Source organism: Stenotrophomonas sp. 93052_Sma (genome assembly GCF_056481145.1).
Window position 1 is genome coordinate 1,518,020 of the sequence record NZ_CM151134.1, and the last position, 15,831, is coordinate 1,533,850.

Below are 15,831 nucleotides of genomic sequence, written 5' to 3' on the forward strand. Positions count from 1 at the left end.
ATGTCCGCACAAGCTCCAGCCGCGCCCGGTGCTCCGGGTGCCCCGGCGGCGCCGGGTGCGGCCTCCGGGTTCCTGCCGCCCAGCGTCGCCCTGTGCACCGTGGGCCTGGCGATGGCGTCGTTCATGCAGGTGCTCGACACCACCATCGCCAACGTCTCGCTGCCGACCATCGCCGGTAACCTCGGCGCCAGTTCGCAGCAGGCGACCTGGGTCATCACCTCGTTCGCGGTCAGCACGGCCATCGCGCTGCCGCTGACCGGCTGGCTCAGCCGCCGCTTCGGCGAACGCAAGCTGTTCGTCTGGGCCACGCTGGCCTTCGTCATCACCTCGCTGCTGTGCGGCCTGGCGCAGAGCATGGGCATGCTGGTGCTGTCGCGTGCGCTGCAGGGTTTCGTGGCCGGCCCGATGTACCCGATCACGCAGTCGTTGCTGGTCTCGATCTATCCACGGGAGAAACGCGGGCAGGCACTGGCGCTGCTGGCGATGATCACGGTGGTGGCGCCGATCTGCGGCCCGATTCTCGGTGGCTGGATCACCGACAACTACAGCTGGGAATGGATCTTCCTGATCAATGTGCCGCTGGGCATCTTCGCTGCGCTCGTTGTGGGCAACCAGCTGAAGGGGCGCCCGGAGCACATCGAGAAGCCGAAGATGGACTACGTCGGCCTGGTCACCCTGGTGATCGGTGTCGGTGCGCTGCAGCTGGTGCTCGACCTGGGCAACGACGAGGACTGGTTCTCGTCGATGAAGATCGTGGTGCTGGCGTGTGTGGCCGTGGTCACGCTGACGGTGTTCCTGATCTGGGAACTGACCGACAAGGATCCGATCGTCGACCTGAAGCTGTTCCGGCATCGCAACTTCCGCGCCGGTACGCTGGCGATGGTGGTGGCCTACGCGGCGTTCTTCAGTGTGGCCCTGCTGATTCCGCAGTGGTTGCAGCGTGACATGGGCTATACCGCGATCTGGGCGGGCCTGGCGACGGCGCCGATCGGCATCCTGCCGGTGATCATGACCCCGTTCGTGGGCAAGTATGCATCGCGCTTCGACATGCGCATGCTGGCTACGATTGCGTTCATTGTGTTGTCGATGACCAGCTTCCTGCGTTCGAACTTCAACCTGCAGGTGGACTACAACCATGTGGCGGGCGTGCAGCTGATCATGGGCATCGGCGTCGCGCTGTTCTTCATGCCGGTGCTGCAGATCCTGCTGTCGGACCTGGATGGACGCGAGATCGCGGCGGGCTCAGGCCTGGCCACCTTCCTGCGTACGCTGGGCGGCAGCTTCGCGGCGTCGCTGACGACGTGGCTGTGGGCGCGGCGCACCCAGGTGCACCACGCCGACCTGACCGAGCACATCTCGGTCTATCAGCCGGGCATGCAGGACCAGGTGACAGCGATGGGGCAGGGCGACCTGCAACATGGCGCAGCGGTACTGAACAACATGATCAACCATCAGGCATCGCAGATGGGCTTCAACGACATCTTCTTCCTGCTGGGCTGGATCTTCCTGGCGATCATCGCGTTCCTGTGGCTGGCCAAGCCGCCGTTTGGCGCAGGCGCAGGTGCGGCCGCCGGTGGCGGACACTGAAACTCCCTGGAAACACGTGCTGTATTTTGACCCCGCCGCAAGGCGGGGTTTTTGTTTGTGCACCGCGGGTCGCACGGGCCCTGCCGTTGGGATCGTGCCGCGGCGCAGGTTCAGCGCGTGCGATAGACGCGCTTGAACACCACCCGATCGCAGAACAATCGGGTGATGGCCCACATTCCCGCCACAAGTACGGCGCCGCATGTGAGCCAGCCAGCAGTGGCCTGCAATCGGCTGCCGACCAGTGCGCCGCAGATGATGGCGGCAACAAAGACCAGCATTACGGCCTCCTTCGATGCGCCGTAGTGGACCTCGGCCTGGCATCCCACGCATACGCGTACGCCGTGGTTCGAGCCGGTATGGCAGTGAGGGCAGATGATGCTGCGCTGCATGGGTGCGTCCTTTGGGGAAGGGGGAGGGCGCTGGTCAGGTCGTGGCGATACACCTGCAACCGGCTTCTGTAAATCTGCCTTCCACCGAAAAGGAATCGGGTAAATCTCGACTAGGAAAAGTACGAATTGAACGGCTAAAGTGAAATGCGCCCCAAAAGGAGGCCGTTCAAGGTCTGGTAACGACGCGCCGGGAGGAGGTATGCAGCAGCAGGCGACTGCCGGGTGGTGCTAGATACGACAGTTCCAGCGGTAGATGCGATGCCAGGCTCGCCAAACCCCGGAAACGAAAAAACCCGCTTTCGCGGGTTTGATCATCTTGAGTCATGGTGCCCAGGAGAGGACTCGAACCTCCACGGTTTTACCCGCTAGTACCTGAAACTAGTGCGTCTACCAATTCCGCCACCTGGGCGACTCAGGAGGTGAATTATGGGGAGCGACAGAAGATGTGTCAACAACATTTCACACCTTTTTCTGCGGCTGTACGCCTAGGTGAAGCAGCAGGCTGCGCATCGCCGATGACAACTGCGCCCATTCGGCAAAACAGGCGCACAGGCGGCGCTGTGCCCATGCATCGGCGAGCGGTACGGCGACGGTATGCGTGCTGCGCCGATGCTGGCGGGCGATGGTCCGCGGCACGATGCCGACACCAATGCCGTGGCCGACCATGATGCATACGCCTTCGAAGGTCTTCATGCGGATGCGTACATCCAGGCGCCGCCCGATGTCGCGCGCCTGGTCCTCGATGTAGGTCTGCAGTGCATTGCCATCGGCCAGTGCGACGAAGGTCTCGCCGGCAACATCGGTGAAGGCCACGCTGCGCCGCGATGCGAAGCGGTGGTCTTCGGGCAGCAGCATCACCAGCGGATCTTCGGCGACCACATGCTGCTGCAGGCCGGCAGCGTCGACGGCATCGCTGATGATGCCGGCCTCGGCCTGGCCAGCACTGATCGCACGCACGACTTCAGGGCTGGTGCGCTCCAGCAGTTCCACGTGCAGGCGCGGGCGTTCGGCCAGCCACGGTGCGAGCCGCGAAGGCAGGTAGTTGGTCAGTGCTGCGGTGTTGGCATACAGATGCAGGGTGCCGCGCGCACCGTGCGCGAACGCCTGCAGTTCACCGCGCAGCTGCGCCTGCTGCTGCAGGATCAAGCGTGCATGGTGGGCGAGCGCGGCACCGGCTTCGGTCAGGCTGACGCCGCGTGGGTGCCGGTTCAACAGCGGGGTACCGGCATCGGCTTCGATCGTGCGCAGGCGCTCACTGGCTGAGCCCAGTGCCAGGTTTGCCTGCGCGGCACCGGCCGTGATGCTGCCCGCTTCGGCAATGGCCAGGAACAGGCGCAGGTCGGCGATATCCATCCGCATGTGATGCCCTCATCGCAACGCCTGCGCCTTCGGATCAGCCGAAGGCGAGGCCGGGAAGACCGCATTGTGCGCCGAGCGGCCGGCCGATCCAATGAAGGCATGAATGAATCGATGTACTTCTACGTGCTGCTGGTGGTGGTGTTCGTGCTGGCCGGTGTGGTCAAGGGCGTGACCGGCATGGGCTTGCCGACAGTGGCGATGGGTCTGCTCGGTGGCGCGCTGTCTCCGGTGGCGGCGGCATCGATGCTGTTCATCCCCACCTTCGTCACCAATGCGTGGCAGCTGTTGTCCGGCCCCTCACTGGGCCACATCGTGCGGCGCCTGTGGCCGATGATGCTGGCCGTGGTGGTGGTGACGCTGGGTTCGGCAGCGCTGCTGGTGCGGGTCGATCGCACCTGGTCGCGTGTTGCGCTGGGCGTTGCGCTGGTGGTTTATGCGGCCTATGCCCTGCTTGCGCCGGTGTTCCGCGTGCCGCAGCGGCGCGAGCGATGGCTGGGGCCGCTGGTGGGGGCGTTGTCGGGTGTGGTGACCGGCGCCACCGGCGTGTTCGTGATGCCGGCGGTGCCGTACCTGCAGTCGCTGGGGTTGCAGCGCGAGGAGCTGGTGCAGGCGCTGGGACTGGCGTTCACTGTGTCGACGATTTCGCTGACCACTGGCCTGGTGCTGCACGGCGCATTCGGCATCCAGCAGCTGGGGCTGAGTACGCTGGCGGTGCTGCCGGCATTGCTGGGCATGTGGCTGGGGCAGGTGATCCGGCAGCGCATCAGTGCGCGGGTGTTCCGGGTCTGCTTCCTGGGATTCCTGCTGCTGCTCGGGCTGGAGCTGGTGCTGCGACCGCTGTTCTGATGCCGGCCGCCGGTCGCGGCGATGCCGAATCACGGGCATGAAAAAACCCGCTTTCGCGGGTTTTTCTCATTCTCGACGTGGTGCCCAGGAGAGGACTCGAACCTCCACGGTTTTACCCGCTAGTACCTGAAACTAGTGCGTCTACCAATTCCGCCACCTGGGCGTCGAGGAGCGAGATTATGGGGTGTTGTTACGGGGGTGTCAACACCCTTGTGAAGATCATTGCCGATACCGGGTCGGAGTTCCTTCCTGGGGGAGAAAGAGTCGAGCCTCAGGGCCGGACTACAGGCAAAAAAAATCCCCGCCGAAGCGAGGAGTTTTTTCGTTGGTGCCCAGGAGAGGACTCGAACCTCCACGGTTTTACCCGCTAGTACCTGAAACTAGTGCGTCTACCAATTCCGCCACCTGGGCGTTCCAGAGGCGCAATTGTGAAGATGAATCCGCAGGCTGTCAACGACTTCCTGAATATTTTTCATGCAAGGCCTTCAAGACAGCCGCTGACCCGTTCTGCACGCCGTCAGCGGCTACCATGTAGGGCGATGACTACCAAAAAACCAAGCAAGGGCGGGAGCACCTCCCGCAGCCAGGCCCCGAAGAAGGGCGCCAAGGCGGGCACGGCCCGCACCACCAAGCCGGGCAAGCCGTTGCCGGGCTGGTTCCCCGAATTGAATGAAGGCGGCGCACCACCGCGTGGTCGCAAGGTCCGCAGCGCCGATGCCGCCGCTCCGGGCCCGGCCCCGGGCCGCAAGCTGCCGCCGACCGGCAAGGTGATCGACGATCCCTATGCCGCCCGCGAAGCCGAGAAGTACGAACAGCCCATCGCCAGCCGCGAGGCCATCCTGGCCCTGCTGGAACGCTGCGAAGGGCCGCAGACCGCCGAGGAACTGGGCGCGCGCCTGGGCCTGACCGCGCCGGACCGGGCCGAGGCGCTGTCGCGCCGGCTCGGTGCCATGGTCCGCGACGGCCAGTTGGTGCAGAACCGCCGCGGCGGTTTCGCCCCGATCCAGACCCTGAACCTGGTCACTGGCGTGGTGATCGCCAACCCGGAAGGGTTCGGTTTCCTGCGCCCGGTCGAGGGCGGTGACGACCTGTTCCTGCCGCCGTATGAGATGCGCAAGGTCATGCACGGCGACAAGGTGCTGGCCCGTGTGACCGGCATCGACCATCGTGGCCGTCGCGAAGGCAGCATCGCCCGCGTGCTCGAGCGCGGCATGACCCGCCTGATCGGCCGCTTCAGCATCGAGATGGGCATCAACTACGTGGTGCCCGACGACAAGCGCGTGCAGCGCAACGTGCAGGTGCCGCCGGACCAGACCGGTGGTGCGCGCGATGGCCAGCTGGTGGTCTGCGAACTGACCCAGGCGCCGGACAGCCGCCGTCCGCCGATCGGCCGCATCATCGCCGTGCTCGGCGACAAGCTGACCGCGTCGCTGGTGGTGGAGACCGCCATCCACGGCCACGAGCTGCCGTTCGAGTTCCCGCAGGAGGTGCTGGACGAAGCGGCTTCGGTGCCGCTGGTGGTCGAGCCGGCGATGATCGGCGACCGCGTCGACCTGCGCAGCACGCCGCTGGTCACCATCGATGGCGAGGATGCCAAGGACTTCGACGACGCGGTCTACTGCGAGCCGAATGCCGAGGGTTTCCGCCTGGTGGTGGCGATCGCCGATGTCTCGAACTACGTGCGCCCCGGCACGCCGCTGGATGAGGAGGCGCAGAAGCGCGCCACCTCGGTGTACTTCCCGGGCTTCGTAGTGCCGATGCTGCCGGAGACGCTGTCCAACGGCATCTGCTCGCTGATGCCGAAGGTCGACCGCATGTGCTTTGTCTGCGACATGCAGATCGACCGCGACGGCCTGGTTACGCATTCGCGCTTCTACGAGGCGGTGATGAACTCGCACGCGCGCCTGACCTACACCCAGGTGTGGAAGGCGGTGGGCGAGGACGATGCCGATACCAAGGCCTGGATGGGCGACCTGCTGCCGCAGGTGCAGCGCCTGCACCAGCTGTACAAGGTGCTGTCCAAGGCACGTGCCAAGCGCGGCGCCATCGAGTTCGAAAGCAGCGAGGTGCGCTTCGTGCTGGACAACCGCGGTGAAGTCACCCAGGCCGGCATGCTGGTGCGCAACGACGCGCACAAGCTGATCGAGGAATGCATGATCGCGGCCAACGTCGAGGCGGCCAGGTACCTGCTGTCGCGCCATGTGCCGGCCCCGTACCGCATCCACGAGAAGCCGCCGGAAACCAAGTACGCCGACCTGCTGGAATTCCTCAAGGAGTTCAAGCTGAGCCTGCCGCCGTGGTCCAAGGTGCGTCCGGGCGATTACACCAAGCTGCTGAAGAAGATCCGCGACCGTCCTGATGCCACGTTGCTGGAATCGGTGCTGCTGCGCAGCCAGAGTCTGGCGATCTACAGCCCGGAGAATCACGGTCACTTCGGCCTGGCGTTGGAGGCGTACGCGCACTTCACCTCGCCGATCCGTCGCTACCCTGACCTGCTGGTGCACCGCGCGATCAAGCACGCGTTGTCCGGCAAGCCGCTGGACAAGTTCACCTACAACGCACGCGAGATGGCTGCGCTGGCGCTGCAGTGCTCCGAGCGTGAGCGCCGTGCCGATGAGGCCGAGCGCGAGGTCGACGAGCGCTACCGCGCCGCGTGGATGGAAAAGCACGTAGGCGGCCAGTTCGATGGCGTGATCAGCGGCGTGACCAGCTTCGGCCTGTTCGTGGAGCTGGACGAGTCGAAGGTGCAGGGCCTGGTCCATGTGACCCAGCTGCCGCAGGACTATTACAAGTTCGACGCGACCCGCAAGACGCTGACCGGCGAGCGCCGTGGCAGCAGCTACCGGCTGGGTGATCGCGTGCGCATCCTGGTGCTGAAGGCCAGCATGGAAGAGCGCAAGATCGACTTCCGCCTGGTCGAGCACAAGGGTGAGGATGAAGGCGATGGCCTGCCGCCGCTGCCCGAGCGTGGCAAGCCGGCCAAGCGGAAGAAAGAGAAATACTGATGACCGTGGTAGTGCCGGCCGCTGGCCGGCATCCATGGCACCCTCGGCACCGACGGGTTGCCGGCCAGCGGCCGGCACCACCAGGAGACATCGCATGCAGGGCCAACCCGAATACAGCGGCGGCTGCCAGTGCGGCGCGATCCGCTTCCAGGCGCGAGGCGAGCTGACCGACAGCTCGATCTGCCACTGCCGGATGTGCCAGAAGGCCTTCGGTGCCTATTACGCGCCGCTGGTGTCGGTGCGCGGCGTGCAGTTCAGCTGGACCCGCGGCCAGCCACGCTATTTCCAGTCGTCCAACGTGGTGCGGCGTGGCTTCTGCGCCGACTGCGGTACCCCGTTGACCTATGAAGCCCCCGACGGCGTTGCCGTGGCCGCTGGTGCCTTTGACCAACCCGAACGCCTGCCACCGACCATCCAGTACGGAGTCGAACGCAAGCTGCCCTTCGTCGACAGCCTGGCCAGCCTGCCGGCGCGGCGTACCGAGGAAGACATCGCGGCGCTGGAGTTCCTGGCCACCATCGTGTCCCACCAGCACCCCGACCACGACACCCCGCACTGGCCGCCGCGCAGCCGCTCCGCCGAAGGCTGAGCGGCGGGTAGCGCCGGGCCGTGCCCGGCGAGCGCGCAGCGCGGTCGGCGCCGATGCTCTACCATAGCCGCCCCCTTTCCGGTCCCCGCCCGCATGAGCAAGAACAGCCAGTGGATTGTCGGCGTCAACGCCGTCGCCTCCTCCATCGAGAACGACGCCGAGAACGTCCGCGAAGTGCTGGTCGAGGCCGGTGCGAAGAACCCGCGCCTGACCGAGATCGAGGAAAACGCCCGCCGCAAGGGCATCGACGTGCGCAAGGTGAACAGCCAGGCGCTGGACGGTGTCGGCGGTTCGGTGCGCCACCAGGGCGTGGCCGCGCGCTATGCCGCCGCCCGCACCTACAGCGAGAACGAGCTGGAAGGCCTGGTCACCGCGGCCGAGGGCAAGGCCCTGCTGCTGGTGCTGGACGAAGTGCAGGACCCGCACAATCTCGGAGCCTGCCTGCGCTCGGCGGCTGCCGCCGGCGCGACTGCCGTGATCATCCCCAAGGACAAGTCGGCCACGGTCAATGCCACCGTGCGCAAGACCTCGGCCGGTGCCGCCGATCTCATCCCGGTGGTGGCGGTGACCAACCTGTCGCGCTGCCTGAAGGACCTGCAGAAGCAGGGCGTGTGGATCTACGGCCTGGCCGGCGAAGCCACCGCCTCGCTGTACCAGCTGGACCTGAAGGGCAACATCGCCCTGGTGCTGGGCGGCGAAGCCGATGGCCTGCGCCGCCTGACCCGCGAGAACTGCGATGGCCTGGTCAAGATCCCGATGCCGGGCGAGATCGAGAGCCTGAACGTCTCCGTCGCCGCCGGCGTCAGCCTGTTCGAGGCCGTGCGCCAGCGCGGTTGATCGGCAGCAGCGGCTGTGTCGACCAAGGTCGACACCTATCGGGTAGTCGCCAACCTTGGTTGGCGCTCCTAAAGCCTCACCCCGCGCTGCCGCCCAGTGCCTTGAACAGGGTCACGTCGTTGTTCAGCTGGCCCTGGCGCACGCGCGCCAGCGACAGCTCGGCATCGCGCCGGGTCTGCTGCGCTTCCAGCCAGGTGCGCAGATCGGTGGCGCCCACGCGGTAGCGCACTTCCTGCGCGCGTTCCACTTCCACCGCTTCGTCGTACGAGGCCTGCGAGGCCGCTACCTGGCGCGCCAGCTGCTCGCGTGCCGACAGCGCGTTGTCCACTTCCGAGAGCGCGGTATACAGCGTCTTGCGGAAATTGGTCGCGGCGATCTGGTAGGCGGTGCCGGCGATATCGGTATCCAGCTGCGCGCTGCAGGTTGAGGAACGGAAGCGACAGGCCGGCGCCCAGCGTGGCCACCGGGTTGCGCAGCACGTCACCCAGCGACGTTGCACTGGAGCCAAGGCTGCCGGTCAGGCTCAGCGCCGGGTAGTACTGGGTAGCGGTCACCTTGATGGTCTTCAGGCTGTTGCGCAGGCGCAGTTCGGCCGCGCGCAGGTCGGGACGGCGACCGAGCAGGTCGGTCGGCAGGCCCTCTGCGATGCTGGGGCTGCGTGCGCCCAGCAGGTCCTGCGGTTCGTCCTGCTGCGGCCAGGGCGTGCCGTCCAGCAGCACGGTCAGTGCGTTGCGTACTTCCACCCGCTGCTGCTCCAGTGCGCTCTGCGAAGACCGCTGCGACTGCAGGTTCTGCAGCGCCTGGCGTACTTCCAGGCGCGATACCGCACCGGCGTCGAAGCGTGCCTGCACCAGTTCGCGGGTGCGTTCCAGGCGCTCCAGGTTGGCCTGGCCGGTGGCAATCGACTGGTTGAGGTAAGCCAGCGTCCAGTACTGGGTGATGGTGTCGCTGATCACCAGCAGCGCGGTGTTCTGCCGGTCTTCCTCGCTGGCCTCGGCTTCCCAGCGGGCGATGTCGCGCTGGGTGCGCAGGCGGCCCCACAGGTCCACTTCCCAGCCCAGCGAGACGCCGGTGGAATAGCTGCGGCGCCAGTCGTCGGCCTGGTCGGTGGCGCGGCTGGCATTGCCGCTGACGCCGGACGACGAAGGCTGTGGCCACAGCGCGTTGCTGGCCAGGCCGGCCTGCAGGCGCGAACGCTGCACGGCCAGGCCAGCGGCGGCAAGATCGCTGTTGGCGGCCAGCGCCTGCGCCACCAGACGGTCGAGACGTTCATCGCCGAAACCGGTCCACCAGGTGTCCTGGCGGATGTCGCGGCCCGGAGTATCCAGGCTGCTGCGCGGATCGTCGGCGGGCGCATTGAGGGTGGCGTCGCCACGACCGTAAGTCGCCGCCACGTCGGGGGCCTGCACCGGATAGCGGCCCACCGACGCGCAGCCGGACAGGGCGAGCAGTACGGCGCCGGCCAGCAGCAGGCGCGATGGAGCAGGGAAGGGCAGTCGGGTCATCATCTTCATTCGCGGGCCAGGGCCTCCACCGGGTCGAGCTGCGCGGCGTTACGCGCGGGCAGGAAGCCGAACGCCACGCCGATCAGGGTCGAGCAGGCGAACGCGGCAACGATCGAGGCAGTGGAGAACAGCACCTGGAAGTCGCTGGCGAAGCGCCCGATCATCGAGCCCAGCAGCAGGGCCAGGCCGATGCCGAGCACGCCGCCAAGCAGGCAGACCAGCACCGCCTCGATCAGGAACTGCTGGCGGATATCACTCTGCCGTGCACCCACGGCCATGCGCACGCCGATCTCGCGGGTACGCTCGGTGACCGACACCAGCATGATGTTCATCACACCGATACCACCGACCAGCAGTGCGATGGCGGCGATGGCGCCGATCAGCAGGGTCATCGTGCGCGTGGTCTGCTCGATGGTCTGGCGGATCTCGGCGCTGTTGCTGAGGAAGAAGTCCTCGGTGCCATGGCGCATGGTCAACAGTCGGGTGATCGCTTCCTGTGCGGCATCCATCGGCGTGGCGTCGTCCACGCGCACGGTGATGCTGGACACGTGGCTCTGGCCGAGCATGCGCGACATCACCGTGGTGTACGGCAGCCACACGCTCAGGCTGGTGCTGCCGCCGAACCCGAAGCTCTGGCGCTTGGCCACGCCGACCACGCGCGCCGGCACGTTGCCGAGCAGGATCACCTGGCCGATCGGATCGACATCGGGGAAGAACTGGGTCTGGGTGTTCTCGTCGATCACCGCCACCTGGCCGAGGCCCTTCACCGCATCGGCATCGAAGAAGCTGCCGCTGAGCAGGGTCACGCCCTTGACCCGGAAGAACTGCTCGCCGACGCCGCTGACCTGGGCGGTGGAGGACTGGTTGCGGTAACGCGCGGTGACCGAGGTCGACACGCTGGGCGTGGAGCTGTCGACGTAGCTCTGCCGGGCCAGCGCATCGGCATCACTGGCTTTGAGCGTCTGCACGCGGGCCGAGCGCATGTCGCCGAAACCACGGCCGGGGTAGACATCGATGGTGTTGGTGCCGAGCGCGCTGATGTTCTGCAGGATCTGCTGCTGCGAGCCGTTGCCCAGCGCCACCACCGAGACCACCGAGGCGATACCGATGATGATGCCAAGCATGGTCAGGAAGGTGCGCAGCCGATGTGCATTCATCGCCAGCAACGCCATGCGGAATGCTTCGGTGAAGCGGTCGCGCGCGGCCCGCCAGCTGTTGCCGCGGGCGACGCCGGTGCTGGCCTCGCGCTGCGCGCGGTAGGTCGGTGCATTCGGGTTGGCGCGGTCGGCGATGATCTCGCCGTCGCGGATCTCGATGATGCGCTGCGCGTGTTCGGCCACGCTCATGTCGTGGGTGACGATGATGATGGTGTGGCCTTCAGCGTGCAGCTCGCCGAGGATCGCCATCACTTCCTCGCCGGATTTCGTGTCGAGCGCGCCGGTCGGTTCGTCGGCCAGGATCACCTCGCCGCCGTTCATCAGGGCACGTGCGATCGACACGCGCTGCTGCTGGCCGCCGGACAGCTGGCCCGGCTTGTGGTGCATGCGGTCGCTCAGGCCCAGCCGCTGCAGCAGCTGCTCGGCACGCGCGTTGCGCACCGGGCCGGGGCTGCCGGCGTACACCGCCGGCACTTCCACGTTGCCGCGCGCATCGAGGTCGCCCAGCAGGTGGTAGCGCTGGAAGATGAAGCCGAAATGCTCGCGACGCAGTTCGGCCAGCTCGTCCGGCTCCATCTTCCCGGTTTCGCGGCCGGCCACCTGGTAGCTGCCACGGGTGGGACGATCGAGGCAGCCGAGGATGTTCATCAGCGTCGACTTGCCTGAGCCGGACTGGCCGACGATGGCCACCATCTCACCGGCGTGGATGTCGAGGTTGACGTCGCGCAGCACGGCGATCACATCGTCGCCGGCCGGGAATTCGCGTCGCAGGTCGCGCAGGCGCAGCAGCGGCGCCGTCGTGCTCATCGGCGCCCCATGCCCGGGCCGCCGACCCGCATCTGCATGCCGCCACGGTTGCCACCGCCGGCGCTGGCACCGGCCGCACCGGCTTCGCCGACCACCACGCGCTCGCCTTCCTCCAGCCCGGACAGGATCTCGGCCGAGGCGCCGTTGTTGATGCCGACGGTGACCTTGCGCGGCTGCGGCTGGCCCTTGTCGTCCAGCACCCGCACCGTGCGCTCGTCGCCACGGCGCTTCGGCCCCAGTGCCACCGCCGGCACCATCAGCACGCCCTTGGCCTGCTTCAGCAGTACCGAGACCTGCGCGGTCATGTCGATGCGCAGGGTGCCATCCGGGTTTTCCACGTCGAACAGCGCGTTGTAGTACACCGCGCTGCTGGAGCTGGAACTGGACGAGCTGCTGGAACTGGACGAACTCTCGTTGGCGATCGAGGCCGGCGCCGGATTGATCTGGCGCAGCGTGGCGTGGTACTTGCGATCCGGGTCGCCCAGCGTGGTGAAGTACACCGGCATGCCGGCCTTGATCTTCACCACGTCGGCTTCGGAGATCTCGGCATTGACCGTGACCACGTCCAGCCGTGCCAGCATGACGATGGTCGGTGCGGTCTGGTTGGCGTTCACGGTGCGACCTTCCTCGGCCACCACCGCCACCACGGTGCCGTCCATCGGCGCGGTGATGCGGGTGTAGGCAAGGTTGGCGCGGGCGGTGCCCAGCTCGGTTTCGCGGCCCTTGATCTGCGCCTCGTAGGACTGCAGCTGGGCACGGGCGGTCTTCAGCTGCGCCTCGGCGGCATCGTACTCCTGGCGCGAGGTGGCCTCGGCGGCCAGCATCTGCTGCTGGCGCGCGAATTCCAGTTCGGCCTGGCGCAGGGTGGCCTGCTGCACGGCGCGCTGGGCGGTGACCTGGTCCAGCGAGGCCTGCGCATTGAGCACCTGGTTCTGCTGGGTGGTGGCATCGATCTCAGCGATCAGGTCGCCTTCCTTCACGGTGTCGCCCAGCTGCACCTTCAGCGATATGATCTGGCCCGAGGCCTGGGCACCGACGCTGACCAGCTTGTAGGCGTCGATCACGCCGGTGGCGTCCACCGTCTGCTCGATGTCACCACGGCTGACGGGCGTGGTCGCCACCGCCGGGGCGGCGGGCTTGCGCAGCAGCCACCAGGCGGCTGCGGCAACGGCAAGGGCGAGCAGGGCGATCAGTATCAGGCGACCCCGGCGGGTCGCGGGCAGCAGGCGGAACGTCACGTCGTGGCTTCACTCTCGGGGCCGCGGTGGCGGCGTTGGTGGGCATTGTGAAGACCGGGCGATGGGCGGCTCAATCCTCGGGGTATGTCTCTATGTAACACTGTCGGTGAATACGCGTAACCACAGGTATCCCGCCCATGGGTGGATACACTGGTACGCATTGCCCCGGATGCGGTTCAGCTGCCGACACGGGATGATCGCGACATGGAGACTGAAAACACGATGCATCGACTGCTGATCGTCGACGACGACAACGACATCCGCACCCTGCTGGCCGAACAGCTCGGCCGGGCCGGCTACCAGGTGAGCACGGCCGCAGACGGCACCGCCATGCGCCAGCTGCTGGACCGCGAACACGTGGACCTGATCGTGCTCGACCTCAACCTGCCGCGCGAGGATGGCCTGACCCTGTGCCGCGACCTGCGCGCGCTCGAACACACCGGTGATCATGCTGACCGCGCGTGCCGAGCCGATCGACCGCGTGCTGGGCCTGGAAATGGGCGCCGACGACTACCTGGCCAAGCCGTTCGAACCGCGCGAGCTGCTGGCACGCATACGCAACGTGCTGCGCCGGACCGAGGCGCTGCCGGCGAACCTGGAGCCGCTGGCGGTGCGCCGTGCGCGCTTCTCGCGCTGGGTGTTCGATCTGGAGCATCGCCACCTGGTCGATCCGGACGATCGCGTGGTGGTGCTGTCCGGCGCCGAGTTCCGCCTGCTGCGGGTGTTCATCGCCCACGCCAACAAGGTGCTGTCGCGCGAGCAGTTGGTCGCGCTCAGCAGCGGCCGCAACTACGAGGCACAGGACCGCGCCATTGATCTGCAGGTCAGCCGGCTGCGCAACAAGCTGGGCGACGACGGTGGCCCGGACGGACTGATCAAGACCGTTCGCAACGAAGGCTATGTACTGGCCTCCTCGGTGAACCTGGAATAAGCCGCGATGAAGCGCCTGCGCCATTTCCTGTCCTCGATGGTCGGGCGGTTGTTCGTGATCCTGCTGCTGGGCATGAGCGTGGCCGCGATCGGCGCGACCATGCTGGCTACCTCCAAACGCCAGCAGGAGTTCGAGCGGCAGAACCTGAACCGCATCGCCGACCGCCTCCAGGGCTACGTCAACCTGCTCGACGGCAACCCCGAACTGCGCGAGCGCCTGCTCGAAATCGGTGGGCCGAGCGTACGTGCGCTGCAACCCGGCGCACGCCTGGGGCGGGCCGATACCGCGTTGATGGAAGTACTCGATGACCGGCCCGGCCCGGTCGCACGCGCGCATGTGCACTTCGCTTCGTTCCGCTCCTGCATTCCCAAGCTGCAGGACCTGCTGCCCCCGCCGCCACCGGGGCATCGCAAGCATCCGCGCGAACGTGATCCGGCGTTCATCCCGCCCAAGTGCCGTGCGGTCGACGTGACCCTCAACGACGGCACGCTGCTGAAGCTGGCGCTGGATTCGCCGGCGGTGGCACACAACGGCATCCTCGCCGTGGACCCGTGGTTCCTGACCCTGCTGGTGCTGGCGATCGCGGTGCTGGCCTATATCGTCGCGCGCATGGCCAGCGCGCCGCTGCAGGAACTGGCCGCAGCCGCCGAAGACCTGGGCGACGACCTGCAGCGCGATCCACTGCCGCTGCGCGGCCCGCGCGAAGTGCAGCGTGCCGCCGAAGCCTTCAACGCCATGCAGCATCGCCTGCAGCGGCACCTGGCCGAGCGCACGCAGATGCTGGCGGCGATCACCCATGACCTGCAGACCCCGCTGACCCGGCTGCGCCTGCGCCTGGAGAATGTCAGCGACGAGGTGCTGCGCGAGCGCCTGATCGGCGATCTGGCCGCGATGCAGGCGTTGGTGCGCGAAGGCCTGGAGCTGGCGCGCAGCGCGGAGAGCGCCGAGCAGCGCGCCGCACTGGACCTGGATTCGCTGCTGGAGAGCATCGTTGAAGACACGGCCGAGGGCGGCGGAGATGTCGTCTTTGAAGGTGGCAGCGGAGCGGTGTTGATGTTGCGTCCGCTGGCCATGCATCGCCTGTTTTCCAATCTGGTGGACAACGCGGTGATGTATGCCTACCGGGTGCGGGTACGGGTCGAGCGTAGTGGTGGCGCGATCACCGTGGTGGTGGCCGATGACGGCCCGGGCCTGGCCGAGGATCAGCTGGAAGCCGTGTTCGACCCGTTCGTGCGGGTGGAAACCTCGCGTTCGCGCGAAACCGGTGGCGCCGGTCTGGGCCTGACCATCGCCCGCGCCCTGGCTGAGAAAGACGGGGCGCGGCTGTGGCTGCGCAACCGCGCCGAAGGCGGGCTGGAGGCGGTAGTGCAGTGGCCGGCCAGTGCACAGGTGACGCCACCGGGCCGCGCGGGCTGAGCCTTCGCGGCTGGCGATGGTGACGCCGTGGGCCGGGTTTGGCCTATCATCTGCGCATCTTCCCAGTTCCCCCCCGATGAGCCATCCCGTCCCCGCCGGCATGCCGTCCCGCGCTGCCCGGCAGTTCCCGCATGCTGCCAGGCCCGGCAGCCCTGCCTGGCCGCC

At 67.1% G+C, this 15,831-nt stretch carries 10 protein-coding genes, 3 tRNA genes and 2 pseudogenes; 7 read left to right on the plus strand and 8 right to left on the minus strand.

Annotation, left to right across the window (positions count from 1 at the left end):
• The gene (emrB, locus tag ACZK2V_RS07080; protein WP_032127920.1) at positions 1 to 1,587 is read left to right on the plus strand and encodes a multidrug efflux MFS transporter permease subunit EmrB; all 1,587 of its coding nucleotides are present in this window, start codon (positions 1 to 3) and stop codon (positions 1,585 to 1,587) included.
• 110 nt (positions 1,588 to 1,697) lie between these two features.
• On the opposite strand, the gene ACZK2V_RS07085 is transcribed toward emrB, so the two are convergent.
• The 3 genes from ACZK2V_RS07085 to ACZK2V_RS07095 all read right to left on the minus strand — a co-directional run bounded on the left by ACZK2V_RS07085 (position 1,698) and on the right by ACZK2V_RS07095 (position 3,335).
• Positions 1,698 to 1,976 carry a hypothetical protein gene (locus ACZK2V_RS07085; RefSeq protein ID WP_049461950.1) on the minus strand — a complete coding sequence of 93 codons (279 nt, stop codon included), beginning with the start codon at positions 1,974 to 1,976 and terminating at the stop codon, positions 1,698 to 1,700.
• Positions 1,977 to 2,300: 324 nt separating this feature from the next.
• Positions 2,301 to 2,385 (minus strand) — tRNA-Leu (locus tag ACZK2V_RS07090).
• Positions 2,386 to 2,435: 50 nt separating this feature from the next.
• Positions 2,436 to 3,335 (minus strand): LysR family transcriptional regulator, encoded by a 900-nt coding sequence (locus tag ACZK2V_RS07095; protein WP_277778643.1) that lies wholly within the window; start codon positions 3,333 to 3,335, stop codon positions 2,436 to 2,438.
• Between the two features lie 99 nt (positions 3,336 to 3,434).
• Between ACZK2V_RS07095 and ACZK2V_RS07100 the strand changes: the two genes are divergently transcribed.
• The gene (locus ACZK2V_RS07100) at positions 3,435 to 4,181 is read left to right on the plus strand and encodes a sulfite exporter TauE/SafE family protein (protein ID WP_329810211.1); all 747 of its coding nucleotides are present in this window, start codon (positions 3,435 to 3,437) and stop codon (positions 4,179 to 4,181) included.
• A 78-nt stretch (positions 4,182 to 4,259) separates the two neighbouring features.
• On the opposite strand, the gene ACZK2V_RS07105 is transcribed toward ACZK2V_RS07100, so the two are convergent.
• Together ACZK2V_RS07105 and ACZK2V_RS07110 are read right to left on the minus strand one after the other, a co-directional pair.
• Positions 4,260 to 4,344: transfer RNA gene (locus tag ACZK2V_RS07105), tRNA-Leu, on the minus strand.
• 163 nt (positions 4,345 to 4,507) lie between these two features.
• Positions 4,508 to 4,592: transfer RNA gene (locus ACZK2V_RS07110), tRNA-Leu, on the minus strand.
• A 128-nt stretch (positions 4,593 to 4,720) separates the two neighbouring features.
• Between ACZK2V_RS07110 and rnr the strand changes: the two genes are divergently transcribed.
• The 3 genes from rnr to rlmB all read left to right on the plus strand — a co-directional run bounded on the left by rnr (position 4,721) and on the right by rlmB (position 8,612).
• Positions 4,721 to 7,186, plus strand: a complete 2,466-nt coding sequence (gene rnr / locus ACZK2V_RS07115) for a ribonuclease R (RefSeq protein ID WP_049421611.1) — start codon at positions 4,721 to 4,723, stop codon at positions 7,184 to 7,186.
• A gap of 94 nt (positions 7,187 to 7,280) precedes the next feature.
• Complete coding sequence (locus tag ACZK2V_RS07120; RefSeq protein WP_049399494.1) at positions 7,281 to 7,775, plus strand: GFA family protein; 495 nt, start codon at positions 7,281 to 7,283, stop codon at positions 7,773 to 7,775.
• Between the two features lie 93 nt (positions 7,776 to 7,868).
• Positions 7,869 to 8,612 (plus strand): 23S rRNA (guanosine(2251)-2'-O)-methyltransferase RlmB, encoded by a 744-nt coding sequence (gene rlmB / locus ACZK2V_RS07125; RefSeq protein WP_005408775.1) that lies wholly within the window; start codon positions 7,869 to 7,871, stop codon positions 8,610 to 8,612.
• Positions 8,613 to 8,688: 76 nt separating this feature from the next.
• On the opposite strand, the pseudogene ACZK2V_RS07130 reads toward rlmB, so the two are convergent.
• The 3 genes and pseudogenes from ACZK2V_RS07130 to ACZK2V_RS07140 all read right to left on the minus strand — a co-directional run bounded on the left by ACZK2V_RS07130 (position 8,689) and on the right by ACZK2V_RS07140 (position 13,319).
• Positions 8,689 to 10,126 (minus strand): annotated as a pseudogene (locus tag ACZK2V_RS07130) (efflux transporter outer membrane subunit).
• Positions 10,123 to 12,081 carry a MacB family efflux pump subunit gene (locus tag ACZK2V_RS07135; RefSeq protein WP_032127910.1) on the minus strand — a complete coding sequence of 653 codons (1,959 nt, stop codon included), beginning with the start codon at positions 12,079 to 12,081 and terminating at the stop codon, positions 10,123 to 10,125. The pseudogene ACZK2V_RS07130 and the gene ACZK2V_RS07135 overlap by 4 nt, the downstream one beginning before the upstream one ends.
• Positions 12,078 to 13,319: an efflux RND transporter periplasmic adaptor subunit gene (locus ACZK2V_RS07140; protein ID WP_486323055.1), complete on the minus strand. Its 1,242-nt coding sequence runs from the start codon at positions 13,317 to 13,319 to the stop codon at positions 12,078 to 12,080. Before ACZK2V_RS07140 ends, ACZK2V_RS07135 begins: the two co-directional genes overlap by 4 nt.
• A 204-nt stretch (positions 13,320 to 13,523) precedes the next feature.
• On the opposite strand from ACZK2V_RS07140, the pseudogene ACZK2V_RS07145 reads away from it, so the two are divergent.
• Positions 13,524 to 14,250 (plus strand): annotated as a pseudogene (locus ACZK2V_RS07145) (response regulator).
• A 6-nt stretch (positions 14,251 to 14,256) separates the two neighbouring features.
• Positions 14,257 to 15,666, plus strand: a complete 1,410-nt coding sequence (locus ACZK2V_RS07150; protein WP_049421607.1) for an ATP-binding protein — start codon at positions 14,257 to 14,259, stop codon at positions 15,664 to 15,666.
• The last annotated feature ends 165 nt before the right edge of the window (positions 15,667 to 15,831 follow it).